22 protein-coding genes are annotated in these 25,332 nt (G+C 73.5%); 4 read left to right on the forward strand and 18 right to left on the reverse strand.

What is annotated here, in order from left to right; all coding sequences use genetic code 11:
- Window positions 1-141 precede the first annotated feature (141 nt).
- The 5 genes from BM314_RS15875 to BM314_RS15895 form a co-directional block, all read right to left on the reverse strand.
- Window positions 142-3,381, reverse strand: a complete 3,240-nt coding sequence (locus BM314_RS15875; RefSeq protein WP_091978923.1) for a PAS domain-containing protein — start codon at window positions 3,379-3,381, stop codon at window positions 142-144.
- Window positions 3,382-3,591: 210 nt separating this feature from the next.
- Complete coding sequence (locus BM314_RS15880; protein WP_091978925.1) at window positions 3,592-5,319, reverse strand: hybrid sensor histidine kinase/response regulator; 1,728 nt, start codon at window positions 5,317-5,319, stop codon at window positions 3,592-3,594.
- Window positions 5,316-5,777, reverse strand: coding sequence for a response regulator (locus tag BM314_RS15885; RefSeq protein WP_020094074.1), 462 nt, complete (start codon window positions 5,775-5,777; stop codon window positions 5,316-5,318). Before BM314_RS15885 ends, BM314_RS15880 begins: the two co-directional genes overlap by 4 nt.
- Window positions 5,777-8,032, reverse strand: a complete 2,256-nt coding sequence (locus BM314_RS15890) for an ATP-binding protein (RefSeq protein ID WP_091978927.1) — start codon at window positions 8,030-8,032, stop codon at window positions 5,777-5,779. Before BM314_RS15890 ends, BM314_RS15885 begins: the two co-directional genes overlap by 1 nt.
- Before the next feature lie 305 nt (window positions 8,033-8,337).
- A complete protein-coding gene (locus BM314_RS15895; RefSeq protein WP_020094072.1) occupies window positions 8,338-8,916 on the reverse strand; it encodes a peroxidase-related enzyme in 579 nt (192 codons plus the stop codon).
- A 486-nt stretch (window positions 8,917-9,402) separates the two neighbouring features.
- On the opposite strand from BM314_RS15895, the gene BM314_RS15900 reads away from it, so the two are divergent.
- Together BM314_RS15900 and BM314_RS15905 are read left to right on the forward strand one after the other, a co-directional pair.
- Window positions 9,403-10,473 (forward strand): DUF4424 domain-containing protein, encoded by a 1,071-nt coding sequence (locus BM314_RS15900; RefSeq protein WP_091978929.1) that lies wholly within the window; start codon window positions 9,403-9,405, stop codon window positions 10,471-10,473.
- A gap of 77 nt (window positions 10,474-10,550) precedes the next feature.
- A complete protein-coding gene (locus BM314_RS15905; protein ID WP_091978931.1) occupies window positions 10,551-11,387 on the forward strand; it encodes a lysozyme inhibitor LprI family protein in 837 nt (278 codons plus the stop codon).
- 31 nt (window positions 11,388-11,418) lie between these two features.
- Here BM314_RS15905 and BM314_RS15910 read toward each other — a convergent pair whose 3' ends face one another.
- Window positions 11,419-12,384, reverse strand: a complete 966-nt coding sequence (locus tag BM314_RS15910; protein ID WP_091978933.1) for a YiiG family protein — start codon at window positions 12,382-12,384, stop codon at window positions 11,419-11,421.
- A gap of 289 nt (window positions 12,385-12,673) precedes the next feature.
- On the opposite strand from BM314_RS15910, the gene BM314_RS15915 reads away from it, so the two are divergent.
- On the forward strand, window positions 12,674-13,270 hold the full coding sequence (locus tag BM314_RS15915; RefSeq protein ID WP_091978935.1) for an HD domain-containing protein: 597 nt from the start codon (window positions 12,674-12,676) through the stop codon (window positions 13,268-13,270).
- Between the two features lie 22 nt (window positions 13,271-13,292).
- On the opposite strand, the gene BM314_RS15920 is transcribed toward BM314_RS15915, so the two are convergent.
- From BM314_RS15920 to rho, 12 genes are all read right to left on the reverse strand, one after another.
- On the reverse strand, window positions 13,293-14,453 hold the full coding sequence (locus BM314_RS15920; protein ID WP_091978937.1) for a glutathionylspermidine synthase family protein: 1,161 nt from the start codon (window positions 14,451-14,453) through the stop codon (window positions 13,293-13,295).
- Window positions 14,453-15,175: a DUF1190 domain-containing protein gene (locus BM314_RS15925; RefSeq protein WP_091978939.1), complete on the reverse strand. Its 723-nt coding sequence runs from the start codon at window positions 15,173-15,175 to the stop codon at window positions 14,453-14,455. The genes BM314_RS15920 and BM314_RS15925 overlap by 1 nt, the downstream gene beginning before the upstream one ends.
- Before the next feature lie 7 nt (window positions 15,176-15,182).
- Window positions 15,183-15,581 (reverse strand): DUF350 domain-containing protein, encoded by a 399-nt coding sequence (locus BM314_RS15930; RefSeq protein ID WP_020094066.1) that lies wholly within the window; start codon window positions 15,579-15,581, stop codon window positions 15,183-15,185.
- A gap of 244 nt (window positions 15,582-15,825) precedes the next feature.
- Complete coding sequence (locus BM314_RS15935; RefSeq protein WP_091978940.1) at window positions 15,826-16,731, reverse strand: TIGR01459 family HAD-type hydrolase; 906 nt, start codon at window positions 16,729-16,731, stop codon at window positions 15,826-15,828.
- Window positions 16,732-16,858: 127 nt separating this feature from the next.
- Complete coding sequence (locus BM314_RS15940; protein ID WP_056533617.1) at window positions 16,859-18,091, reverse strand: extracellular catalytic domain type 1 short-chain-length polyhydroxyalkanoate depolymerase; 1,233 nt, start codon at window positions 18,089-18,091, stop codon at window positions 16,859-16,861.
- Between the two features lie 223 nt (window positions 18,092-18,314).
- Window positions 18,315-19,040, reverse strand: coding sequence for a DNA polymerase III subunit epsilon (dnaQ, locus tag BM314_RS15945; protein WP_056533619.1), 726 nt, complete (start codon window positions 19,038-19,040; stop codon window positions 18,315-18,317).
- Window positions 19,041-19,113: 73 nt separating this feature from the next.
- Window positions 19,114-19,338, reverse strand: coding sequence for a hypothetical protein (locus tag BM314_RS15950; protein WP_244539956.1), 225 nt, complete (start codon window positions 19,336-19,338; stop codon window positions 19,114-19,116).
- A 57-nt stretch (window positions 19,339-19,395) separates the two neighbouring features.
- Window positions 19,396-20,034, reverse strand: coding sequence for a dephospho-CoA kinase (gene coaE / locus BM314_RS15955; protein ID WP_091978942.1), 639 nt, complete (start codon window positions 20,032-20,034; stop codon window positions 19,396-19,398).
- Window positions 20,031-20,879: a shikimate dehydrogenase gene (locus tag BM314_RS15960; protein WP_091979061.1), complete on the reverse strand. Its 849-nt coding sequence runs from the start codon at window positions 20,877-20,879 to the stop codon at window positions 20,031-20,033. The genes coaE and BM314_RS15960 overlap by 4 nt, the downstream gene beginning before the upstream one ends.
- Window positions 20,876-21,871 carry a cation diffusion facilitator family transporter gene (locus tag BM314_RS15965; protein WP_091978944.1) on the reverse strand — a complete coding sequence of 332 codons (996 nt, stop codon included), beginning with the start codon at window positions 21,869-21,871 and terminating at the stop codon, window positions 20,876-20,878. Before BM314_RS15965 ends, BM314_RS15960 begins: the two co-directional genes overlap by 4 nt.
- Window positions 21,872-21,883: 12 nt before the next feature.
- Window positions 21,884-22,495: a Maf family protein gene (locus tag BM314_RS15970; protein ID WP_091978946.1), complete on the reverse strand. Its 612-nt coding sequence runs from the start codon at window positions 22,493-22,495 to the stop codon at window positions 21,884-21,886.
- A 359-nt stretch (window positions 22,496-22,854) separates the two neighbouring features.
- Entirely contained in the window at window positions 22,855-24,141 is a 1,287-nt protein-coding gene (gene rho, locus BM314_RS15975; protein WP_085986776.1) for a transcription termination factor Rho, read from the reverse strand.
- Window positions 24,142-24,643: 502 nt separating this feature from the next.
- On the opposite strand from rho, the gene BM314_RS15980 reads away from it, so the two are divergent.
- Window positions 24,644-25,147 (forward strand): DUF3429 domain-containing protein, encoded by a 504-nt coding sequence (locus BM314_RS15980; protein WP_091978948.1) that lies wholly within the window; start codon window positions 24,644-24,646, stop codon window positions 25,145-25,147.
- Window positions 25,148-25,332 lie beyond the last annotated feature (185 nt).

The raw sequence follows: 25,332 nt of genomic DNA on the forward strand, positions 1-25,332 counted from the left end.
GGCGTCTCCCGCGCGCGGAACCTCCCGCGGGAACATGGCGCCGGGAGAGCCCGTCGCCGCCCGGCTGCGGCGTCAGGCCTCTGTCAGGCCTCTGTCAGGTCTCTGTCAGGTCTCCGCTGGTCCCGGCAGCGCCCCGCCGCGTCAGGGCTGCCCGCCCTGCTGCCCGCCCCTCGGCCGCCTCCGCCGCGCGCCGACGACCTTGCGCAGCACGCGCGAGACCTGGTCGGCGGAGTAGGGCTTGGGCAGCAGCTCGAAGTCGCGGATCCCCTCCTGGGCGAGGGCGTGGCTGTAGCCGGAGGCCAGAACCACCGGCAGGTGCGGCATCCGCTGCCGGAGGAGCCGGGCCAGCGCGATCCCGCCCATGCCGGGCATGACCACGTCGGAGAACACGGCGTCGAAGGCCGCGCCGTCGGCCCCGAGCTGGTCCAGCGCCTCCTCGGCGTTGGTCGCCCAGGTCGTCGCGTAGCCGAGATCCTCCAGGATCTGCGTGGCGAAGCGGCCGACCTCGATGTTGTCCTCCACCACCAGAACCCGCTGCCCCGCGCCGCCGGGGTCGAGGGCGGCGGCCTCCGCGGCGGCGGCGCAGGACGCCTCGGGCTCGACCTGCGGCAGGTAGAGCGTGAAGGTGGCGCCGCGGCCGGGCGCGCTCTCGACCGCGACGTCGCCGCCGGACTGCTTGGCGAAGCCGAAAACCTGGGACAGGCCGAGTCCGGTGCCCTTGCCCACCTCCTTGGTGGTGAAGAACGGCTCGAACACCCGCGCCAGCACGTCCGGCGCGATGCCGGTGCCGGTGTCGACGAGGTCGATCGCCGCGAACGGGCCGGGCGCGCCGGCATGGCCGCGGATCGGCGGCAGCGCCGCGCCGCAGCGCAGGCGCAGGGTCAGCGTTCCGGCGCCGTCCATGGCGTCCCGGGCGTTCACCGCCATGTTGACTAGCGCGGTCTCGAACTGGCTGAGATCGACCCGGATGAAGCAGGGCCGCTCCGGCAGCTCGGTCACGACCGCGATGCGGGCGCCCGTGACCGTGTCGAGGAGGTCGGCCACGCCGCGCAGCCGCGCGCCGACGTCGAGGATCTCGGGCTTCAGCGCCTGTCGCCGCGCGAAGGCGAGGAGCTGGCCGGTGAGCTTCGCCGCGCGGTCCACCGTCTCCGAGACGGCGTTGAGGTAGCGGGACCGGCGCTCCTCCGCCAGGTCCGGCCGGCGGAGGAAGTCGACCGACGAGCGGATGATCGTCAGGAGGTTGTTGAAGTCGTGGGCGACGCCGCCGGTGAGCTGGCCCACCGCCTCCAGCTTCTGCGACTGCCGCAGCGCCTCCTCGGCGTGCCGGAGCGCCTCGGCCTGGGCCTTCTCGGCGGTGACGTCGCGGCCGTAGGCGTAGACCTGCGCGCCCTCGACGGAGGTGCGCCACGAGATCAGCCGCAGGGTGCCGTCCCTGTGCCGGTAGCGGTTCTCGAAATCGGTCAGGTCGCGTGCCGCGGCGGCCGCTTCGAGCGCCTCCTGGGTCGCGCCCGCATCCTCGGGCCAGATGAAGTCCAGGAAGCTGCGCCCCACTACCGCGGCGGGCTCGTGCCCCAGGATCGTCTGCCAGGCCGGATTGACCGCGCGGAAGATGCCGTCGGCCCCGACCACGGCCAGCAGGTCGCGCGAGTTGCGCCAGACCCGGTCGTGCTCGGCCGTGCGCTCGGCCACGCGCTGCTCCAGGGTCAGGTTGAAGCGCACGAGCTCGGCCATGAGCCGCTTCTGGTCGTCGATGTCGGTGCTGGTGCCGACCCAGCGGGTGACCGCGCCGTCGGCGCCCAGGACCGGCTGCGCCCGGGCCAGGAACCAGCGATACGCGCCGTCAGCGCGGCGCAGGCGGTACTCGGACTGGTAGTCGGCCCGCGACCGGACGGCCGCCCGCCATTCCTCGTCGACCCGGTCCTGATCGTCGGGATGGATGATCCCCTGCCAGCCCGCGCCGTCGAGGGTGCCGGGCTCCCGGCCCGCGTAGGCATAGACGCGCGCGTTGAACCAGTTCGCCGCCCCGGCCGCGTCGGTCGCCCAGACGAAGTTCGGCAGCACCTGCGACAGGACCCGGAACTGCGCCTCGCTGGCGCGCAGGGCTTCCTCGGCCTGCTTGCGGGCGGTGATGTCGATCGCCGTGCCGATCACCCGCACGCAGCGCGCGCCCTCGAAGATCCCGCGCCCCTTGGCGGCGACCCAGCGCACGACGCCGTCCTCCTTGCCAACGGTGCGGTACTCCACGTCGTAGACGGCGCGCCGCGCGGGATCGAGGGCGGAGGCGTAGGCCGCGCTCGTGGCCTCCCGGTCCTCGGGATGCAGGCCGGCGTAGTAATCGGCCATCGTGACCGGCACGTCGGCCGAGATGCCGAACATCGCCTTGACCCGCGCGGGCCAGAACAGGGTGTCGGCGACGATGTCGACGTCCCAGAGGCCGATCTCGGCCGCCTCGGTCGCGAGCCGCAGGCGCCGCTCGCTCTCCCGCAGCTGCTCCTCGGTCCGGCGGCGCACCGTGTCGTCGAGATGCAGCCCGTCCCAGACCAGCGTGTCGCCGACGCGGCGGGGGGCCGAGACGATGCGCGTCCAGACGTGGGTGCCGTCCGGCCGGCGCATGGGCGCCGCGACGTCGAAATGCGCGAGGTCGCGGATCGCGGCGGCCTCCGCCTCGGCGACGGCGGCGCGGTATTCCGGCAGGATCAGGTCGTAGGCGACCGCCGGGTCGGCGAGCACGTCCCCGGCCGCCAGGCCGGTCATGCGCTCGAAGCCCTGCGACACGTAGAGGAAGCGCCGGTCGGCGCCGTCGGGCGCCATGGCGAGCTGGTAGACGTAGCCGCCCGGGAGGTGGTCGGCGAGGGCCCGGATCCGGGCCTCCGCCTCGCGCAGGCGCGCCTCGGCCTGGACGCGGCCGGTCGTCTCCGTGCAGGCGCAGTGCAGGCCGGCGACCCGGCCCGCCTCGTCGCGCACCGGCGCGTACGAGACGGTGAACCAGGTCGGCTCGTCGTAGCCGTGCCGGTTCATGGTCAGCGGCATGTTCTCGGACCACGTCGCCGCGCCGGCGAGCGCCCGGTCGATCAGGGGGCCGATCTCCGGCCAGATCTCCTTCCAGACGTCGCGGAAGCGCGCGCCGAGCGCCGCGGGATGCCTGTCGCCCAGGATCTCCGCGTAGGCGTCGTTGTAGAGGAAGACGAGGTCGGGCCCGAACGCCACGAACATCGGGAACCGCGATCCTAGGATCAGGCTCAGGGTCGCCCGCAGGCAGGGCGCCCAGCTGTCCGGCGGGCCGAGCGGCGAGCCGGACCAGTCGTGGGCGCGGATCCGGGCGCCCATCGCGCCGCCCTCCGCGAGGAAGGCCGGGGGCGCGGTCCCGACGGTCTCAGGCATCGGACCAGGCGCGTGACTCGGACATGGGGCGAGGAACCGGCGGGACAGGACAGCGCCATCGGTGCCCCAGCGGGCGGGTTCGCGCAACCGCGTCGGCGCGCACGCGCCGCCCGGGACGCCGTGCGGGGCCCGCACGCCGTGTGGAGAACGCCCGGGAGAGCCCCAGAGACGCCAGCGGGACGCCAGCGGGACGCCCGCGCGACGTCCCCCTCAGGCGCTCCTGTCGCGGCCCGAGATCAGCCGGAGCTGCGCCGGCGGGCGCGCCGCCAGGGCGGCGGCGACCTTGCCCTCGAGTTCCCCGACGCGGAACGGCTTCAGCACGATCGCGTCGGCGCCGACGGCGCCGGCCTCGGTCAGGGCGGTGGTGTCGGCGAAGCCGGTGACGAACAGGACCGGCAGCGCCGGCCAGCGCTTCCGCACCTCCAGGGCCGTCTCGGCCCCGTTCATGCCCGGCATGGCGAAGTCCATCACGACGAGGTCGACGCCCGGATCCGCCTCCAGGGCGGCCAGGGCCTGGAGGCCCGAGGCCGCCTCGCGCACCGCGTAGCCGGCCTCGATCAGGCGGGTCGTCGTCACCTCGCGCACCTCGGCGTCGTCGTCGACCACGAGGAGCCGGGGGCCACTCCCGGGCGGGTGCGTCCGCGCGGCCTCGGCCGCGGCCGGCAGGCGGGGCATGGCGCTCTCGGGCTCGGCGGCCCGGGGCAGGTAGACCTTGATCGAGGTGCCCTCGCCCGCGACCGTGTCGATCCGGATGCCGCCGCCGGACTGCTTGACGAAGCCGTAGACCTGGGCGAGCCCGAGACCCGACCCCTTGCCGACCTCCTTGGTGGTGAAGAACGGCTCGAACACCCGGGCCAGCACGTCCGGCGTCATTCCGGTGCCGGTGTCGCTCACCGCCACCATGACGTAGGCACCGGGCGCCGGCTGCTCGGGCCGGGTCGGCGCCCCGGTGACGCTGACATTGGCGGTCTCGATGGCGAGCCGGCCGCCCACCGCCATCGCGTCGCGGGCGTTGATGGCGAGGTTCAGGATCACCAGCTCGATCTGGGTGGCGTCGACCAGGGCGGGCCACAGGTCGGGCTGGAGGGTCGTCTCGATGCGGACCGCGCCGCCGATCGAGCTCTGCAGCAGGTCGCGCATCGACGCGACCGTCTGGTTGAGGCTGACCGGCGTCGGCTCCAGGCGCTGGCGCCGGGAGAAGGCGAGGAGCTGCGCGGTGAGCCGGGCGCCGCGCTCGGCGGCCCCGCGCATCATGGCGAGGCGGCGCTTCGAGCGGGTGTCGGACACGACCCTCTCGAGGAACTCGATGTTGCCGGCGATCACCGTCAGCAGGTTGTTGAAGTCGTGCGCGACGCCGCTCGTGAGCTGGCCGACCGCGTCCAGGCGCTGGGCGAGCCGCAGGGCGTCCTCCGCCCGCTCCCGCTCGACGATCTGGGCCTGGAGGGCCTCGTTCGCCGCGGCGAGTTCGCGGGTCCGCTCGGCGATGCGCACCTCCAGCGTCTCGTTGAGCGCCTGCAGGGCGGCCTCGGCCTCGCGCTTGTCGGCGCGGGCCCGCGCCTCGGCGAGCGCCCGGACGATCGTGCGCGGCATGCGGTCGAGGCGCTGCTTGACGACGTAGTCGGTGGCGCCGTTCTTCAGGGCCTCGACCGCGACGTCCTCGCCGAGCGTGCCCGAGCAGAAGATGAAGGGCGTGTCGGGGCACTGCGCCCGGGCGATGCCGAGGGCGCTCACGCCGTCGAAGGTCGGCAGGACGTAGTCGGCCAGGATCAGGTCGTGCCGGCCGGCGACCGCCGCGCGGGCGAAGGCGTCGCGGGTCATCACCCGCTCGATCGCGACCGGGTGCCCGAGGGTCTCCAGCTCGGCCTCGATCAGCTCGGCGTCGAGGTCGCTGTCCTCCAGGTGGAGGACCCGCAGCGGCCCCGCGGAAGGTCCGATCACGCGTTCGATGGCCAGCCTCCCCGGTACGGCGGCGGCTCGTTGAGGAGGGCCCAGAACACGCCGATCTCCTTGATCGCCGCGAAGAACTCCTCGAAGGCGACCGGCTTCACCACGAAGGCGTTCACCCCGAGATCGTAGGAGCGCACGAGGTCGGTCTCCTCGCGGGACGAGGTCAGCATCACCACCGGCACCTGGCGGGTGACCGGGTCGCCCTTGATCTTGGCGAGCACCTCCAGGCCGTCGACCTTCGGTAGCTTCAGGTCGAGCAGGACCACCGCGGGGTCCTGGGCCTGCCGCTTCTCGTGCGCGCCCCGCCGGTAGATGAAGTCGAGGGCCTCGGCGCCGTCGCGGCAGATGACGATCTCGTTGGCGAGCTGACTCGATTCGAGCGCCGCCAGCGTCAGCTCGATGTCGTTCGGGTTGTCCTCGACCAGGAGGATGGGCTTCAGTCCCGCCATCAGTGGGCCTCCTCCCGGATGGGCAGGGTGAAGTAGAAGGTGGCGCCCGCGCCGAGCTTGCCCTCGGCCCAGGTCCGGCCGCCGTGGCGCTCGACGATGCGCCGGACATTGGCGAGGCCGATGCCCGTGCCCTCGAACTCCTCGACCCGGTGCAGCCGCTGGAACACGCCGAACAGCTTGTCGACGTAGGCCATGTCGAACCCGGCGCCGTTGTCGCGCACGTAGTAGACCGCCTCGCCCTCCCGGGGCGGGAGGCTGCCCATCGCGATCACCGCCTCCGGGGTGCCGCGGGTGTACTTCACGGCGTTCGACAGCAGGTTCTCGATGACGAGCCGCAGCATCACCGGGTCGGCGTAGGCGCGGCCCAGGGGCGCGATCTCCCAGCGGAGGGTCCGGTCGGGGGTGACGTCGCGCAGGACCTTCCGGCGGACCTCCTCGACCAGGGCGTTCATGTCGCCCCAGACCTTGTTGAGGGCGTGCCGGCCCATCTGCGAGAAGCTCAGGAGGCTGTCGACCAGGGTGCCGGCCGAGAAGGCCGCCTCGATGATCGTCTCCACGTAGTGCCGGCCCTTGTCGGAGAGCTGGGCGCCCTCGCGGGTCTTGAGCAGGTTCGCGTAGCCGACGATGTGGCGGAACGGCGCGCGCAGGTCGTGGCTGACCGAGTACGAGAACGCCTCCAGCTCCTTGTTCGAGCGCTGCAGCTCCTCGCTCATGGCGGCGAGCTCCTCGGCCCGGCGGAGCACGATGCCGAGCACCGAGGCGCGCAGGTCCTTGGCGGCCTCCACCTCCGGGTCGGACCAGGGCAGGGAGCGGCCCTGCACGGTCTCCTTCCAGATCTCGAACGACTTGCGCGGGTGCAGCCGGTCCGGGCCGCCCTCCGGGTCGGGCCGGACGGCCTTCACGGGGTTGCCGCCCCACTTCACCGTCCGCACGACCTCGGGCCTGAACCAGAGGATGTAGCTCGCGTACTTCTTCGAGACCGAGATCGCCAGGAGGCCGCTCGCCCGGTCGGCGAAGGCGGCGGCGGCCGGGAACGCCTCCGACAGGGCCTCGGAGACGAAGACCTCCTCGGCATCCTCGCGCTCGGACAGCCACCGATAGAGGGCGCGGACCTCGCGCTCGGTCGGCGTCGCCCCGAGCAGCCGGCAGCGGTCCGCCGTGACCACCGCGGCGCCGGTCGCGTCCACCAGGGCCAGGACGTCGTCGGGGTGGTTGAGCAGGCCGTCGACGAAGCTGTCCTCCTCGGCCATGAAGGCGAGGAGGCGCGCCTGCACGGCGCCCAGCGCCAGCCGCTTCTCGGACTGGGCGCCGCGCTCGCGGGCCGAGAGCTGCAGGGCGAAGATCTGGGTGAGCACGTCGCAGGCGTTGCGCGCCTGGAGGGGCACGCGCCTGGGCGCGCGGTTGTGGCAGGAGATCAGGCCCCAGAGGGCGCCGTCGACGAGGATCGACACCGACATGGACGCCATCGTGCCCATGTTGCGCATGTACTCGACATGCACCGGCGAGACCGAGCGCAGCACCGACTGGCTGAGGTCCAGCGGCCGGCCGGAGGGCGTGGTGGCCGGCCGGATCGGCACGGGGACGTAGCCGGCATCCGGGATGATGCGCAGCCGGTTCCGGCGGTAGAGCTCGCGCGCCTGGGCGGGGATGTCGGAGGCGGGGAAGCGCAGGTCGAGGTAGGAGGGCAGGACGCCGTTGCCGGCCTCCGCCAGCACCGTGCCGTGCCAGTCGCGGTCGAACCGGTAGACCAGGGCCCGGTCGAGGCCGGTGATCTGGCGGATGTCCTCGGCGACGAACTGGCAGAGGTCCTCGACGGTGCGGGCGGTCTGCAGGCGCTCGACGAAGGCCCGCAGGCGCGGGGTGAGCACGTCGACGCCGATCTCGGCCGCGGCCGCGTCGATCTCCTCCAGCTCCAGCACGACGAGTTCGTCGACCCGGTGGGCCGCGACCTCGTAGGCCTGGCGCCCGCCGGCGGTCTCCAGCGTCACCGTCCGGAGATAGAGGGCGCCGTCCTGGGGCTCCGCCGCCTCCAGGTGGTGGCGGACGACGGCCGCGAGGTCGGGCAGGGCCGCGTCGAGGACGGTGCCGACGGAGGCCGCCGCGGGGGCGTTGGCGCTCGCCTGGACGATGGTGAGGGACCGGGCCTCGAGGCCGAGCAGGAACCCGTGCGGCTGGACGCTGCCGACGATGTGGATGGGCTCGCGATCGCACGCGGTCAGGTCGAGACGCTGGGCCGCGCCGCTTCGAAGGTTCAAGCCGGGATTCGCCCCCTCACCGGGTCGGCCACAAAATTTAACGCCTGTTAACAGCCGGACCGGGCGGCTCCTATAGGCTTAAAGCACTGGTAAGGACGGCGCGCCCCGTCCGCCCCCCGTGCCCGCGCGCGGTCGCCGCCGGGCTCAGAGGGCCGGAGCCGTTTCATCCGCTCCCCGCGCGCGACGCCAGGTCGCACGGCGGGGCTCCGGCGGTCCCGCGGGGGCGCCGAGCCTTCCGAAGGCGTGGTGGACGCCCGGAACCCGCTCCGGCGGTCCGGTAACCGGCGGCGAGGGACGCCGCGCCGTCAGCCGCGACCCAGCGCGTAGAATTCCGGGTTGGGCCGCATGTTGCTGACGTTCGCCAGCCGGTTCGACAGGCCGAAGAAGGCCGCGATGGCGGCGATGTCCCAGGCATCCGCGTCGTCGAAGCCGTGGGCCCTGAGCGCCGCGAACGCGGCCTCCCCGACCTGGTGGGCGGACTGGCTGACCAGCATGGCGAAGTCGAGCATCGCCTTCTGCCGGTCGGTGATGTCGGCCTTGCGGTAGTTGATCGCCACCTGGTCGGCGATCAGCGGGTCCTTGGCGCGGATCCGGAGGATCGCCCCGTGGGCGATCACGCAGTACTGGCACTGGTTGATGGCCGAGGTCGCCACCACGATCATCTCGCGCTCGGCCTTGGTCAGGTTGCCCGGCCTGTCCATGAGCGCGTCGTGGTAGGCGAAGAACGCCCGGAACTCGTCCGGACGGTGGGCGAGCACCAGGAACACGTTCGGGATGAAGCCGGACTTCTCCTGCACCGCCTCGATCCGCGCGCGGATGTCGTCCGGCAGCGTCTCCAGGCGGGGGATCGGGAAGCGGCCGATCGGGGCGTCTTCGGCTGGCACGGGGCGCTCCTCGCAGATCGTCGCGGATCGAGCCGGCGCCCGGGGCCGCCGGCCATCCCGGGCAGCCGATAGACCGAACGGTCGCGGCGGCGCAATCGCGCGCGGCCGCCGACGGCGGTGTCTTCTCACAGCCTCGACCTGACGCCTCGACCTGACGCCTCGACCTGACATGGCCCTCTCGGTCGGCCTCAACTCTGCCCGAAAGCTTCCATTCGGTCCGCCCGAGATTCGGCGGTGCGCGTGCGGGCGCGCCGCGGGGAGGATGGTGTGCCGCGACCGATGACGCCTTCGCCGAAGCGCTCACCGCCCTGGGGCGGCGGATCGAGGCCCGTCTCCCACCGGGACCGACGGTTGCCGAGCCCGCTCCGCGACTGAGCCGGAGGCGTGACCGGATCGTCCGAGACCCGCCCGCCGATCGCTGACCGGCGACGCGCCGGTTCTCACCCCGCCCCGCACCGACGGATCCAACCCGCGAGCCCGACAGCCGTGCGAATCCCATCCACGCCCCGCATCCCGCGCCTGACCCTGCTCCTGCCGGTGATCCTGTCGGTGATCCTGTCGGCGGCTCTGTCGTCGGCCCTGCCGCGTCCGGCCCGGGCCGACGACAGCGTCGCGACCCTCGCGACCGGCGGTCTCGTCCTGGAGAAGACGGACCGGATCGCCCTCGTCTCCGAGGACCTCTTCCTGTCCGAGAAGGCGGTGCGGATCGTCTACCGCTTTCGCAACCTGACCGACCGGGACGTCGAGACGACGATCGCGTTCCCGATGCCCGACATCTCCGGGGGTCCCGACGCGATGCTGAGCATCGCCGACCCGAAGCACGACAACTTCCTCCGCTTCACCACCGAGGTCGACGGCCGGCCGGTCGACTCGCAGGTCGAGCAGCGCGCCTTCGTCACGCCGGCCGGCAAGCCGGAGGTCGAGGTGACCGGGCGGCTGCGGAGCCTCGGCATCCCCCTCGTCCCGACGGCCGAGGCGACCGAGGCCGCGCTGGCCGCCCTGGGCGCCGATCAGCGCCGCGGCCTCGTGGCGGACGGCCTCCTGGAGCCCCAGGACATGGGCAAGGGCACGACGAGCCTGTTCCCGGTCTGGACCCTGCGGTCGAAGTTCTGGCGCCGGCAGGTCTTCCCGGCGGGCCGCGACGTCGTCGTCCGGCAGAGCTACGTTCCGGGCGTCGGCGGCCTCTCCAGCCTGTCGTTCGGGACCCCGACCGAGGGCGCCGACGAGAAGGCCGAGTACGCGCGGAAATACTGCACGGACGCGGCCTTCCTGAAGGCGGCCCAGGGGCTCGCCCGCAGGATCGCGGCGGCGGGCGGGCGGGGGGTGCAGGCCTTCGAGCAGTACCTGTCCTACGTGATCACCTCCGGCGGCAACTGGGCCGGGCCGATCGGCACGTTCAAGCTGACCGTGGACAAGGGCGATCCGACGACGCTCGTGTCGTTCTGCGCCACCGGGCTCCGCAAGACCGGCCCGACGACCTTCGAGAGCGTCGTGACGGATTACGTGCCCCGGCGCGACATCGACATCCTGATGCTCAAGACCACGACGGGCCGATGAGCGGCGGCGCGCCATCCTGCCCGGATCCGGGAGGCCCGACGGCCGATCGCGTCCAGACCGCCACAGGAGGGATATCCGTGCGTAGCCAAGCCCGTCCGGCGCGCCTGAGCCCGCGATCGTTCCCCCGATCGATCCTCCGAACAGGCCTCGTCGGCGCAGTCTGTGCGCTCGGCACCGTCGGCGCCCGGGCGGCGCCGGATTGCGCCGGGATCCGGGACAGGGTCGAGACGCTGATCTGTGCCGACCCCGCCCTGACGCGGCTGGACGAGGAACTCAGGCGCCTGTTCGACCGGATCGTGGGCGAGACGCGCGGGGTCGACGGCGAGACCGGCCAGGCGATCGACACCTTCGGCGAGGACCACGCGCGCTGGCGCGCGCGGGTCCGCGATGCCTGCCCGGACACGGCCTGCCTGACGCGGGCCTACACCGCGCGGATCGCGCAGGTCCGGCGCGACTGGAGCCGGGCGCTGCCGGACACGCCGGCGCTGCGCCACGTGGTCAACGCCCGTTTCGGCTTCTCCGTCGACGTGCCCGCCGACCTCGTCGCGGAGCCGCCGCCGGACAACGGCGACGGGCAGGCCTTCCGCTCGGCCGACGGCCACCTGCACCTGACGGTGTCGGGCCTGAACGACGTGCTCGACCAGGATCTCGACGCCGTCGTGGCCGCGGACCGGAAGACCTGCCTGCGGCAGCCGCCGGAATACGCGGCGCGCAAGCCCGGCTGGATCGTGCTCTCCTGCACGACGGCGGCCGGGATCCTGTATCGGAAGACCCTGCTGGCGGGCGGCCGCGGCGGCGCCTTCGTCACCCTGCGCGTCCGCTACCCCGCGGCCGAGCAGGCGCGCTGGCAGGCGGCCGTCACCGCGGCCGCGACCTCGCTGCGGCTGACGGAACCGGGCCGGAGCGCCCGCTGACGGGGGCCCGGACACCTCCGGACGCCCCCGGTCAGCGCGAGAAGGTCGTGGCCGTCTGCGCGGTCGACACCATCATGTTGTAGTCGTTCACGATCCAGGTCACGTCGCGCCCGGCGCCGCGCCGGGCGTCGCCCCTGGCCTTGCCGAGCTTGTCGTCGAACTCGCGCAGCTTGCCCAGGAGCGCGCGCGGCCGGCTCTCGAACACGTGGAAGGAGTTCGGGTTGGCGGCGCTGTACCCGTCCATGTCCTTCACGGCGACGGCGTAGCGCCCGAGCGCGGCGTCGAAGGCCGCCATGTCGACGACCGGCTTGGCGTCGGTGGGCAGCAGGTCCATGACCTTGCGGCAGGCGGTCATCACGTTCGCGACGTGCCAGCGCGCCTTGCGGCCCTCCCGCGCCTCGATGGCGGCGAGTTCCAGCGCGTCGCTCCTCTCCTTCTCGACCCGCAGCGCGGCGTCGACCTTGGCGCGCGCCGCCAGGAAGGCCGGCCCCGCGACGGCGAGCTTGGCGTGGAGCGCCTTGCCCTGCTCCATCTTGTCCGCGCGGTAATCCTGCCGCTCGTAGTAGCCCTCCGCCTCGGTGACCGTCGGGGCGAGCGCCTGATAGGCGGCGATGTAGGTCTTCACGGCGCCGTCGAGGTCCGGCATCGCGGGCGGCTGCGCCGTCGCGGCCTCCGCCTTCGCGATCTCGCCGCGCACGTCGTAGAGCCCGTAGAGGCCGTAGATGATCCGCTCGCGGCCGGTCGGACCGGTCTTCATGTTGACCCAGCTCTGATAGCGGCCGAGCGATTCCTGCGCCCGCAGGGTCCGGTTGAGGAGCCCGACATAGGCGTTGAGCTTGCGGATCGTCTCCTGAGCCGGATCGCTCTCGGGCTTGGTCGCCGGCCCCGCCGGTGCCGGGGCAGGGGCCTGCGCGGGGGCCTGCGCGTGGGCCGGGGCGGCGGCGAGCAGCGCCGTCAGCATCAACCAAGTCGTCGTTCTCAGGCTCGTCGCTCTCATGGGCGCTGGGGATCCTCCGGATGGTTCTGCCCCTGTAGCCGGCGTTCCGCGCGAAGACCAGACGCGGGATCGGGTCGATCGCGCCCAATAGATCTCTCGGGATCGACAGCGGCGCGTCTATCGGGGCGTTCGACGATCACATCCCCGATCATCGTCACGGGGACGATGATCTCGCGGGGCGTCGGAGCGCGAGGCCGGGAAGTCCATCGCGGGTGCCCGGAGCGTCTTCCCGGGCCTGCGGCGCGATCCGCCTCGTCCCGCGGCGGCGGATCGGGTAGAGCATCGGCCGATGCTCGACGGCCATCCCCGCATCCTGGCTGACCTGCGCGCCCGGCTGGCCGAGCCGCACCGGGTCTATCACGGCCAGGCGCATATCGACGCGCTGCTGGAGGCGTTCCGCGCCCGCCGCGGGACGGTCCGGGATCCCGACGCGGTGGAACTGGCGATCTGGTTCCACGACGCCGTCTACCGGCCGGGCGCCGCGGACAACGAGCGCCGCAGCGCCGCGCTCCTGCGGGCGCTGCCGGAGGGCGCGGTCCCGGCGCCCACGCTGGCGGCGGCCGAGACGATGATCCTGGCGACCGAGCGGCACGCCGTCCCGGACGGTCTCCCGGCCGCGCTCGCCGCGGACGTCGCGCTCTTCCTCGACCTGGACATGGCGATCCTGGGGGCGGCGCCCGCCGCCTACGATGGCTACGCCGCCGGCGTGGCGCGGGAATTCGTCCCGGTCGTGGGCGCGGCCGCCTACCGGCAGGGGCGCGCGGCCTTCCTGCGGGGGGCCCTCGCATCCGGCCGGCCGCTGTTCGTCACCGTCCGGGCCCGGGCGGAGCTGGAGGGGCCGGCGCGGTCGAACATGCGGCGGGAGCTCGCGGCGCTGGGCCGGTGAGCCGCGGCGGCGCGGGACTGGGTCACGGGTCGATGAGGTGCGGCACGAACCGGGCCCGGTCGGTCGTGATGAGGCCGTCCGACTCGCGCAGGCACAGGCCGGCGGGCCGGTCGCCGACCATCCAGCTGCCGACCAGCGCGCGGCGGCCCGCGAAGTCGGGCAGCTCCGCCAGGGCTTGCCGCACGTAGCCCTCGCCGCCGTAGGGCCCCTCGTCGCGCGCCGCGACGGCGCCGTCGCGCACGATCAGCACGTTGGCGCCCTCGCGCCCGTAGAGGGGCTTCTTCACGAAGCTCCGGCCCAGCGCGGCCTTGGCCGGGTCCTCCTCGAAATAGGTCGGCAGCAGGTTGGGATGGCCCGGCGCCATCGCCCAGAGATGGGCCAGCAGCCCCTTGTTGGAGAGCACCGCCTTCCAGGGCGGCTCCAGGAACCGGGTCGCGGCCGTGCCGACCGCGCGGCCGAACGGGTCGGCGAACATCCACTCCCACGGGTAGAGCTTGAACAGGCAGCCGATCGGGGCGCCGGCCGCGTCCACGAAGCGCCCGTCCGCGTCGAGCCCGATCGCCTCGACCGGCAGGAAGGGGGCGGGGCGGCCGGCCTGGAGCGCGCAGTCCTGGAGATAGGCCAGCGTGCCGCGATCCTCCGGCGCGTCGGGGAAACCCGCGAAGGCGACGCCCTCCGGCGGCGCTACGGCGGCGAGGCGCGCCACCAGCGCCTCGTGCAGGGTGTTGAACTGGTCGGCGCCGGCGGGGAGGCGCCCCCGCGCCAGCCCGTCCTCCAGCCAGAGCCACTGGAAGACCGCGCTCTCGTAGAGGGCGGTGGGCGTGTCGGCGTTGTACTCGAGGAGCTTGGCCGGCCCGTCGCCCCCGTAACTGAAGTCGAAGCGCCCGTAGAGGCTGGGATCGCGCCGCGCCCAGCTCGCCCGGATCGCGTCCCAGGCGTGCTCGGGGATCCGCAGCGAGGCGAGGATCGCCGCGTCCCGGACCGCCCGGTCCACGAAGGCGAGGCAGAGGTCGTGCAGCGCGGCGCTCGGCGCCTCGATGGCGTCCTCGATCTCCGCGAGGCTGAAGGCGTAGTAGGCGCTCTCGTCCCAGTAGGGGGCGCCGTCGAACGTGTGGAAGGTGAAGCCAGCCCGCGCGGCGTGCTGGCGCCAGTCGGGCCGCTCCGGGACCGGCACGCGGCGCATCAGCCGCCCCCGAACCCGCCTCCGAACCCGCCGGCGCGGCCGCCCGAGCCTCCGGAGAACGCCGTCGCCCGCCCGGTGCCGCCGAAGCCGCCGCGGCTGATCGTGCGCGGAGTCGCGCTCGCGGTGCGGGCGACCGAGGCGGGGACGTGGACCCGCGAGGCGCCGCCCGCGTAGGCGACCCGCCCGCCCGCACCGGTGCAGTAGCCGCCGCCGTGCCCGGCCGTCGCGGCCCCGGCCTCGTCGCGCTCCTCCTCGGGCGCGTGCGGGTAGAGCGGCTGGACCGGCAGGTCCTGCGCGTCCGTGCGCCCCATCATGAAGGCGGCCATCACCGGCAGGTAGCGGCCGCGTGCGGCCTCCGTGACCTGCGCGCCCGGGGTGCAGCCGCCGGTCCCGTGGTGGCGCTGGCAATCGGCCTCGGTCTCGTAGCGCGGCGCCGTCGCCGCGTAGGTCTCCTGCGCGGTCTTGTAGGCGGCGATGCAGGCCTCGGCGCCGCGCAGCTGCTGGGCGATGCAGGCGCCGAGCGTCCCGTAGACGAGCGCCTCCTCCTCGCGCTGGGACGGGTCGAGGCCGCCGAGCGTCAGGGCGGCCGCGCCGGCGCCCGCGACCAGGACCAGCGACACGGCGGCCGAGCGCTTGGAGCGGCGGGTGGCGGCGAAGCCGGCCCCGGGCCCGCCGGCGGCGTCGCCGGAGGCTGCGTCGGGACGTGGCGCGGTCTCCGTCACCGGCCCCTCAATAGGTCATCGAGGCGGCATTCACGACGCCGCCCGCCAGCGAGGCCGCGCCGAGGAGGATCGCGGCGGCGGCGCGGTCCTCCTCGATGCGCCGCGACAGGTCCGGCACCGCGAGGCGCACGAGCCAGTAGATCGCGATCTGGATCACCAGGGCGATCAGCCCCCAGATCAGGCAGTCGAGCAGCGACCGCGCGTTGTAGATCGCCACCGCCAGCGGCAGGGTGAAGCCGACCAGGCTCCCGCCCAGCGCGACGGCGGCGGCCGTCACGTCCCGGCGGATCAGCGCGAGCTCGTTGTGCGCGGTGGCGAGGGTGTAGATCAGCAGGTAGAGGCCGATCAGCCCGGTCGCGGTGCCGAGATAGAGCAGGAAATCGGGCAGTCCGGAGACGAGGGTCACGCAAGACCCGCCGTCTCGCCGGTTCCGATCGTCGCGAGCATCGGGGCCGGACAGGTCTCCCGGTCGAATCGCCCGACACGCGAAGCGGATGTCGGGGCTGATTGCTGCGCGCGGAACCGATTCACACGCGCGAATCCACGCAATTTCCCACGCGGTGTCAAGCTTGTCGGGGATTTCAGGGGGTTAGACTGGCGGCAATACGCGCAGGACCCACCTCGAAGGGCCCGCCTCGCAGGACCGGCCGCTACCAGACCAGCCGCTCGATCACCGCGTCCGGATGCACCGCCTGCCGGCCGAGCCATTCCGCCACGTCGCCCAGGCGGTGATGCGCGGCCGTGACGCCGAGTTCCTCCGCGTGGATGCCGCGGGCCACTAGCAGGCTGGCGATGCCGACGCCGCGGGCGCCGGCGATGTCGGTGCGGATCGCGTCGCCGATCGCCAGGACCCGCGCCGGGTCCACCGGGGCCCCGGCGAGCGCCGCCCCGGTGAGCGCCGCCCCCTTGGCGAGCGCCGCCTCGTAGACCGGGCGGTGGGGCTTGCCGGCGTAGACCACGGGGCCGCCGATCTCCGCGTAGGCCGCCGCGAGCAGGCCCGCGCAGGGGATCAGGCGGTTGCCGCTCTCCACGACGAGGTCGGGATTGGCGCAGATCATCGTCAGCCCGCGGGCGGCGAGGCGCTCCAGCTCCGGCCGGTAATCGTCGGGGGTCTCGCTGCGGTCGTCGAACAGGCCGGTGCAGACGACGAGGTCGGCCTCCGGCTCCGGGACGAGGCTGAGGTCGAGCCCCTGGAAGATGCCGAGGTCGCGCTCCGGCCCGAGATGCCGGATCCGCGCACCGGGGCGCGCGGCGATCAGGTCGTGGGTGAGGTCGCCCGAGGTCAGGATCGCGTCGTAGGCTTCCCGCGGCACGCCGAACCGGTCGAGGATGCGGCCGACGCCGTCGCCGGGCCGGGGCGCGTTCGAGACGAGGACGACCCGGCGCGGCCGCGCGCCCGGGAGGCCGCGGAAGCGGATCAGCGCCTCGCCGGCGGCCGTGTGGGCCGTCTGGCCGTCGTGCAGCACGCCCCAGACGTCGCAGAGGATCAGGTCGTACCGGTCGGCGACCTCGGCGAGGCCCTGGAGGGTCGGGATCGGCGCGGGGGTGGTGCTCATGGGAGGTCCTGGGGAGGTCCTGGATGCAAAAGGTCCGGGACCTTTTGTGGGAGCAGGGCAGCGCCCTGCGATATAGCAGGGCCGCGTCCTGACAACCCGCCAGAGCGCGCGGCCCTCCGGAAACCCCCTACGGGCGCCCGGCCGGGCCCAGCCGGTGCTCGGCGAAGAAGTCGAGCATCGCCCGGGACGCGTCGGGCCCCTCGGGATCCGTGTAGCTGCCGTCGGGGCGGCCCCCGGACCAGGCGTGGCCGGCGCCGCGCACCCGCCAATCCTCGACCACGACCCGGCCCGCCTCGTCCCGGTAGCGGGTGCGGGTGAAGGGGTGGCCGCGGCCCTCGAAGGTCTCCGACCGCGGCGTCAGCCCGGCGACCTTGGCCTGGGCCAGCACCTGGTCGGCGTTGCGCACGCTCACCGTGCCGTCGTCCTCGCCGTGGAAGATGATCGTCGGGACGCGGGTGGCGGGCGCCGGGGTGCCGAAGGCGGTCGGGGCGCCGAGGCCCGGGGCGCCGACCTGCATGGCCATCAGCGCCGAGCCGAGGTCCCGGGCGCAGCCGGCCGCGAGGCCCGAATGCACGCCGACGGCGGCGTAGAGATCCGGGTAGGCGCGGGCGATGTTGAGGGCGGCGGCGCCGCCGGCCGACAGGCCGGCGATGTAGACCCGGGCCGGGTCGATCGGGTGCTCCGCCATGATCGCGCGGGTGAGGCCCGCGATGATCGCCGGCTCGCCCGCGCCGCGGCCCTGGTCCCGGGGCTCGTACCAGTTCCAGCAGCGCTGGGCGTGGGCCTGGCGGCTCTGGGCCGGGTAGGCCACGAACACGCCGGCGCGCTCGGCGAGGGTGTTCATGCCGGTGCCGGCGGCGAAATCGTCCGGGTTCTGCGTGCAGCCGTGCAGCATCACGATCAGCGGCGCCGCCCGGTCCGGGTGGCTCGGGATGAACAGCTTGTACTCGCGGGTGCCGGCGGGCTCGGCATGGGTCAGGGACACGAAGCGGCCCCCGGTCCCGCCCGCCCGGTCGGCGGGCGGCGGGGCCGGCGACCGGAGCGGGTTGCCCAGGCCCTTCAGCACCGGCGCGAGCCCGCGCACGACCTGCCCCACCACCTCGCGCATCCGCGTCCCGGACTCCGCCGCGGGACTGCGCGTCTCGGCGGAAGGCGCGTCGCGGCGCGCGGGAGGCTGCGGCGCGGCCGGCGGATCGGCGGGCGGAGCCTTCTGCCCCCCGAGGCTGCGCTGGATGAGGGCGGTCGCCTCCTCGAGCCGGCCGAGGCCGGTCAGGCGGGTGGCCTCGATCATGTCGGCGAAGGGTGACGGGCCGGTCTTGTCGTCGCGCTGTCCGTCGCGACTGCCGAAATCCTCGGTCATGCGTGCGCGCCTCACTGCCTCAGCATCTCCGTCACGGCCGGATCCGGCGCGCCCGTGCCTCCCCCGAGGGAGCGCACCGGCACCGCGCGGGCCAGCCTCCGTCACCCCGCGAGAGGCTCCGTCGACGGCGTTTTGTGCATTGCAATAAACGCCCCTGTGCGATGCGGCAACAGCCGGCGGCGCGCGGCAGGCGTGCGGATCGGAGAGCGGGACGGACCAGCGATCAGGCCGGATCGTCCGCCCCGATATACTCGGCCCAGATCGCGGCAGGACCGAGGCTCGCGCGGAAGCTATCGTGCCGGGCGCGCTCTGCATCCGTGAGGCGAGACCGGTAGGGGCGGGGCGCCGCCGGAGCCGCCGACGCCAGGGCCGCCGAGCCGGCCACTGGGGCGGCCGTTGCGGCCTCCAGGAGGCCGAGGCTGGTCTGCTTGCCGCCGAGCAGCTCGACGTAGACCTCGGCCAGGATCTGCGCGTCGAGGAGTGCCCCGTGCTTGGTGCGCCGGGTGTTGTCGATGCCGTAGCGGCTGCAGAGGGCGTCGAGGTTGTTGGCCGCGCCCGGGTGCTTGCGCCGGGCCATCGGCAGGGTGTCGACGACGTCCTCCAGCTGGATCGGCGGCGGGGCGTTCGCGCCGAGCCGGGCGTATTCCATGTTGAGGAAGCCGACGTCGAAGGGCGCGTTGTGGATCACGAGCCGCCCGTCGGCCAGGAAGGCCAGCAACTCGCCGACGATCTCGGCGAAGAGCGGCTTGTCGGCGAGGAACGCGTCGGACAGGCCGTGGACGTTGAAGGCGCCCTCGGAGACCGGCCGCTGCGGGTTGCAGTAGCGGTGGAAGGTCCGGCCGGTGGGGATGTGGTTGAGGAGCTCCACCGCGCCGATCTCGATCAGCCGGTCGCCTCCCTTCGCCTCCGTGCCGGTGGTCTCGGTGTCGAGGACGATCTCGCGCAGCATGGGTCTCGCGACTCGCGGGGGGTGGGGGCGGACCCTAGCGGGATACGGCGGAGGGGTTAAGCTCCCGTGCCCCTCACCGGGACGTGTTGCGGTAGACGCAGACGGGTCCCCGGTCCTCGTAGCCGCCCGGGCAGGCGGTGACGCAGGCGCCGGCCGCGACCTTCTTCGGCGGCGGGCAGCTGGCGGCGTACTGGGCCTGCGCGGGCCCGGCCGCCAGCAGCGCGAGAAGGGTTGCGGCCCGGATGCCGCCCGACCGAATGCGATCAATCCCGCCCCAGCGCCGCGCCATCACGTCCATCCTGCCGTCCGTATTCCCCCCGGAACACAACCGCAGATATTCAATCCTCCGGGCGTTTCATCCGTCGCCGCGGTGCGGCGGCGCACGGTGCGCCGTCAGTCGCGCGACGATCCGCGCGACCGCGGCCTCGGCGGCGGCGAAACCCCGGCCCGTGTCGATGACGAAATCTGCCCGGGCGCGCTTCTCGGCGTCGGGCATCTGCTTGGCCAGGATCGCCGCGAAGGCCGCCTCGGTCATGCCGGGACGCGCGAGCACCCGGTCGCGCTGGATCTCGGGCGGGGCGCTCACCACCGCGACCGCGTCGCAGCGGCCCTCGCCGCCGGTCTCGTAGAGGAGCGGGACGTCGAGGACGACCAGCGGCGCCGCCGCGTGCCGCGCCAGGAAGTCCGTGCTGGCCGCCCGGACCAGGGGATGGACGATGGCCTCCAGCGCCGCCATCCGGTCGGGCGCGTCGAGCACCGCGGCGCGCAGACGCGACCGGTCGACGCCGCCGTCGTCGCCGAGCACGCCGGGAAAGGCCGCGCCGATCGCCGCGGCGGCCGCGCCGCCCGGCCCGTAGAGGGCGTGGACGGCGGCGTCGGCGTCGTGGACCGGGACGCCGCGCTCCGCGAACATCCGGGCCGTGGCCGACTTGCCCATGCCGATCGAGCCGGTGAGCCCGAGGATGACGGGTCCGGATCCGGCCTTCGGGGTCATCCGGCGAGGTCCGCCACGATCCGGTCGCGCAGCTTCGGGGTGACGGCGGGGCGCGGGCCGAACCACGCCGCGAAGCCCGGCACCGCCTGGTGCAGCAGCATGCCGAGCCCGTCCACGGCGGCGAGCCCCCGCCGCCGCGCCGCCGCCAGGAGCTCGGTCTCCAGGGGCGCGTAGACGATGTCGGCCACGGCCGCGTCCGCCGGCAGGGGCGACAGGTCGACGGCCAGCGGCGGCTGGCCCTTCATGCCCAGGGACGTGGTGTTGACGAGGAGGCCTGTTCCGGGAAGCGCCGCCGGCAGGTCGTCCCAGGCGAGCGCCGCGCCGACGCCCGGGGCGAGGGCCGCCACCGCCTCGGCCCGGGCCGCGGTGCGGTTGGCGACCCAGACGCGCCGCAGGCCGCGCTCGGCGAGCCCGACCACGATCGCCCGCGCCGCGCCGCCGGCGCCGAGCACCAGGGCGGTGCCGCCCGCCCGGTCCGGCCAGGCCGCGCCCAGGCTGTGGTCGAGATGGGCGCAGAAGCCCGGCGCGTCGGTGTTGTCGCCGCGGATCCGCCCGTCCGGCCCGACCACCAGGGTGTTGACCGCGCCGATGGTTTTCGCCCGCGGCGTGAGCGTGTCCACCAGCGCGAAGGCCGCCTCCTTGTGGGGGATGGTGACGTTGCCGCCCCGGTAGCCGGACGCGGGCAGGGCGCGGATGAAGTCCGGAAAGGCCTCCGGGGCCACGTCGAGCCGCTCGTAGGAGCCCGGGATCCCGTGCACGGCGAGCCAGTGGCCGTGGATCAGCGGCGAGCGCGAGTGGGCGATCGGGTGGCCGACCACGAAGGCGCGGGGCTGGGCGCCGCTCACGCCGCGCAATCCTGCGCGAGGCGGCAGGCCGGGCCGCCGGCCTCCTCAACCTGGAGGGTGGCGTGGCCGATGCCGAACCGGTCGCGCAGGCCCTCGGCGGTCTCGGCGAGGAAGCCGTTGCCGGGCTGACGGTGGGCCTGATGCCCCTCCTGCATCACGAGATGGACCGTCAGGGCGACGCTGATGGTGCTCATGGGCCAGATATGCAGGTCGTGGAGGCCGGCGACGCCCGGCCGCTCGAGGAGGAAGCCGGTCACCGCGTCCGGGGAGATCTCCGGCGGCACGGCGTCGAGGGACATGGCCACGCTGTCGCGCAGCAGGCCCCAGGTCGCCCAGACCACCAGGGCGGCGATGACGAGGCTGACCGCAGGGTCGAGCCAGGCGAGGCCGGTGAGCTGGATCACGAGGCCCGCCACCACGACCCCGGCCGAGACGGCGGCGTCGGCCACCATGTGGAGGAACGCCCCGCGGACGTTGATGTCGCCCTTGGCGCCGCTGGCGAAGAGCCACGCGGTCAGGCCGTTGACCAGGATTCCCACCGCCGCCACCACCATCACGGTCGTGCCCGCGACGGGCTCCGGGTGGACCAGCCGGACCAGCGCCTCCCAGATCACCGCCCCCATGGCGATGAGCAGGAACACGGCGTTGAACAGGGCGGCCAGGATCGAGGAGCCGCGGTAGCCGTAGGTGAAGCGCGCGCTGGCGCGGCGGCGCACCAGGATCGCGGCGATCCAGGCCGCCGCGAGGCCCAGCACGTCCGAGAGGTTGTGGCCGGCATCGGCCACCAGCGACATGGAGTTGCTGAGGTAGCCGTAGGCCGCCTCGATCACCACGAAGGCGGTGTTGAGCACGATGCCGATGGCGAAGGCCGTGCCGAAATCCTTCGGCGCGTGCGCGTGGCCGCCGAGGCCGCCATGGGCATGACCGCCCTGGGCGTGGCCGCCGTGGGAATGCCCCCCGTGGCCGCCGTGCGAATGGTCGTGTCCCGCCAAGGCGGTACTCCCTCAGAAAGCCAGAAGCCCGGCGGCGCGCAGCCGCGCGAGGAGCGGCAGAAGCGGCAGGCCCAGCACGGTGCTGTGATCGCCCGCGACCGATTCGAACAGGTGGATCCCCGGCCCCTCGAGCTGGTAGCCGCCGACGCTCGCCCGCACGCGCTCCGCGCCGGCGCAGTCCACATAGGCCGCGATCGCCCTTTCATCGAGGGGGCGCAGGGTCAGCCGCGCGGTCTCCACGAAGGCGTCCTCGACCACCCCGGCCAGGACCACGGCGGAATGAAGGGCGTGGGTGCGCCCGGACAGACGGGCGAGCTGCGCCCGGGCCGACGCGCCGTCGGCCGGCTTGTGGAACACGGTGCCGTCGAGGTCGAGCACCTGGTCGGCGCCGAGGACGAGCCGCCCGGGATGGCGCGCCGCCACCGACTCGGCCTTGGCGCGGGCGAGGTGCAGGGCGAGGTCGGGCGGGGACAGGCCGGCGCTCGCCGCCTCGAGGGCGCGCTCGTCGACGTCCGGGGCGGCGGTCTCGACCGGCAGGGCGGCGCTCTCCAGGAGGAGGCGCCGGGTCGGGCTGGTCGAGGCGAGGAGGAGCGGATCCGGACCGGTCCAGGGCGAGCGGGGCATCGCGCCAGTGTCACGGATCCGGGGATCGGTGCAAGCCGGCTGCGACGAGCCCCGCCGCCGGGATGGACCGGCCGGCGGGGCTGTCGCGGGGCCGATACGCTACCTGGCGCCCGGATGGAACCTTGGCAGAGGCCGGTTAGGAGACGGTCAACGGCCCGATCGGGCCGGAATCGCGTTTCGTGCCGCCGCGGGACAGGCGTCCCGCACGGCGGGCGCGACCCCCGTCCCATCCGCTTCCCGATCCTGAGGGACCGGAGCGCAGGGACGTGACCCAGGCCAGCGCGCGGCTTGCCGCCGTGGCGCTGCCTGGATCGCTCCGCTCGCGGGGACGGCGGCGATGCCCGCGGCCGGGGACGGCCTCAGGTATTCATCGAGTCGAAGAAGTCGCCGTTGCTCTTGGTCTGGCGCAGCTTGTCGAGCAGGAACTCGATCGCGTCGGTGACGCCCATCGGGTTGAGGATGCGGCGCAGCACGTAGGTCTTCTTGAGCGAATCCGGCGGGACCAGCAGCTCCTCCTTGCGGGTGCCCGAGCGGGTGATGTCGATCGCCGGGAAGATGCGCTTGTCGGAGACCTTGCGGTCCAGGATGATCTCGGAGTTGCCGGTGCCCTTGAACTCCTCGAAGATCACCTCGTCCATGCGCGAGCCGGTGTCGATCAGCGCCGTGGCGATGATCGAGAGCGAGCCGCCCTCCTCGATGTTGCGGGCGGCGCCGAAGAAGCGCTTGGGCCGCTGCAGGGCGTTGGCGTCGACGCCGCCGGTCAGCACCTTGCCGGAGGACGGCACCACGGTGTTGTAGGCGCGGCCGAGGCGCGTGATGGAATCCAGCAGGATCACCACATCGCGCCCGTGCTCCACGAGGCGCTTGGCCTTCTCGATCACCATCTCGGCGACCTGCACGTGGCGGGTGGCCGGCTCGTCGAAGGTCGAGGCGATGACCTCGCCCTTCACCGAGCGCTGCATGTCGGTGACCTCCTCGGGCCGCTCGTCGATGAGCAGCACGATCAGGTAGCACTCGGGGTGGTTGAGGGTGATCGACTGCGCGATGTTCTGCATCAGCACGGTCTTACCCGTGCGCGGCGGCGCCACGATCAGGGCGCGCTGGCCCTTGCCGATCGGCGCCACGATGTCGATGATCCGCGGCGAGAAATCCTTCTTGGTCGGGTTGTCCAGCTCGAGCTTGAACCGCTTCGTCGGGAAGAGCGGCGTCAGGTTGTCGAAGTGGACCTTGTGCTTGATCTTCTCCGGATTCTCGAAGTTGATCGTGTTGACCTTCAGGAGCGCGAAGTAGCGCTCGCCGTCCTTGGGGCCGCGGATCGGGCCCTCGACGGTGTCGCCGGTCCGCAGGCCGAAGCGGCGGATCTGGGTCGGCGAGATGTAGATGTCGTCCGGGCCGGGCAGGTAGTTCGAGTCGGAGGAGCGCAGGAAGCCGAAGCCGTCCTGCAGCACCTCGACGGTGCCCGAGCCGATGATCTCGACCTCCTTGGCAGCGAGCTGCTTCAGGATGGCGAACATCAACTCCTGCTTGCGCATGGTCGAGGCGTTCTCGACCTCGACCTCCTCGGCGAAGGCCGTCAGGTCGGTCGGCGTCTTCGACTTGAGGTCCTGGAGCTTGACCTCGCGGACGCCCTCGAGGGCGGCGGGCATGGTCGGCGCGTCGGCCGGCTCCGCGGTCTCGATATCGTCGGCGAGGGCGTCGGGATTTGGCGTCATGGGGGTATCTTGCAACCGACGGAGGTGGTGGGAGGGCCGGTTCAGTGCCAGGTGCCCGGGGGATGGGCACCGGAGAGCGGGCCGCGCTGCGGCGAGGGGCCCGGGGTCAGGTTGGCGAAACCGATGAGGCAGGACCCTCGCGGCTCACGGGCGCGCTGCGGCGCAGACCTTGTGATGAGGGCCCCACACAGATAACGCCTTTCTCGCCCGCACTCAAGGGCCCGGACATTGGCCCGGGACGCCGACGGGGACGCGGGCGACCGGGTGACGCGTTTACGGACCGGCGGGGCCTCGCCGGAGCGCCGCGGCGGCGCTACACGGGCCGCGTCGAACCGGGCCCGGACCCGGGTTTCGGAACCCGGCCGGTGCGCGGCCGTTCCCTGTCCCGGTGCTGCGGCGCAGCAGACCGTCGAATCGAGAGTTCCCCCAGACCGCCATGCGCGACGATGCCACCGGACGCACCCTCACCACGCACGAGCCGCGCCGGATCCCCTGGCTCGAGATCGTCTTCGGCTTCGGCCCGATGCTGCCGATCGCCGTCGGCGCCGCCGTGGCATGGTGGCTGAACGGCAAACCCCTCGACTACCTCGTGGCGCTGTTCACCCTGCTCTACGCCGCCTCGATCCTGCTGTTCCTGGCCGGCGTGCGCCGCGGCGTCAGCTTCCGGACCGAGGGCGGCCCGCAGGTGTCGCAGATCGTCACCATGCTGGTCCTCTACGGCCTCGGGCTGGGCAGCCTGTTCGCGGCGGTGATGGGCAAGGCGGTGCCGGCCCTCGCGATGCTGATCCTCGGCTACGCGGCCATCGGGATCCTCGACCCGATCGCGGCGCGCGCCGGCGAGGTGCCGCTGTCGCATGCCCGCCTGCGCCCGCTGCAGATGCCGATCGCCGTGGTGAGTCTCGCGGCGCTGCTCTGGCTCAAGCTGACGGCGCCGTACTGAGGTCTTTGGTCCGGGTGAACCGCGCCCTGTGCCGGACCGGGAGAGCGAAGCGGAACCCGATCCGGGAAAAGGCGCATGGGCGCGCGGAGTTCCGGCAGGGTTCCGCTTCACCGCTCCGGTCGATGCGCCCTTTCCGTCATCACCAGCGCAGCGACGTGACCCAGGGCGGCGCGACCTCGACAAGC

Source organism: Methylobacterium sp. 13MFTsu3.1M2, assembly GCF_900112625.1.
GTDB lineage: Bacteria > Pseudomonadota > Alphaproteobacteria > Rhizobiales > Beijerinckiaceae > Methylobacterium.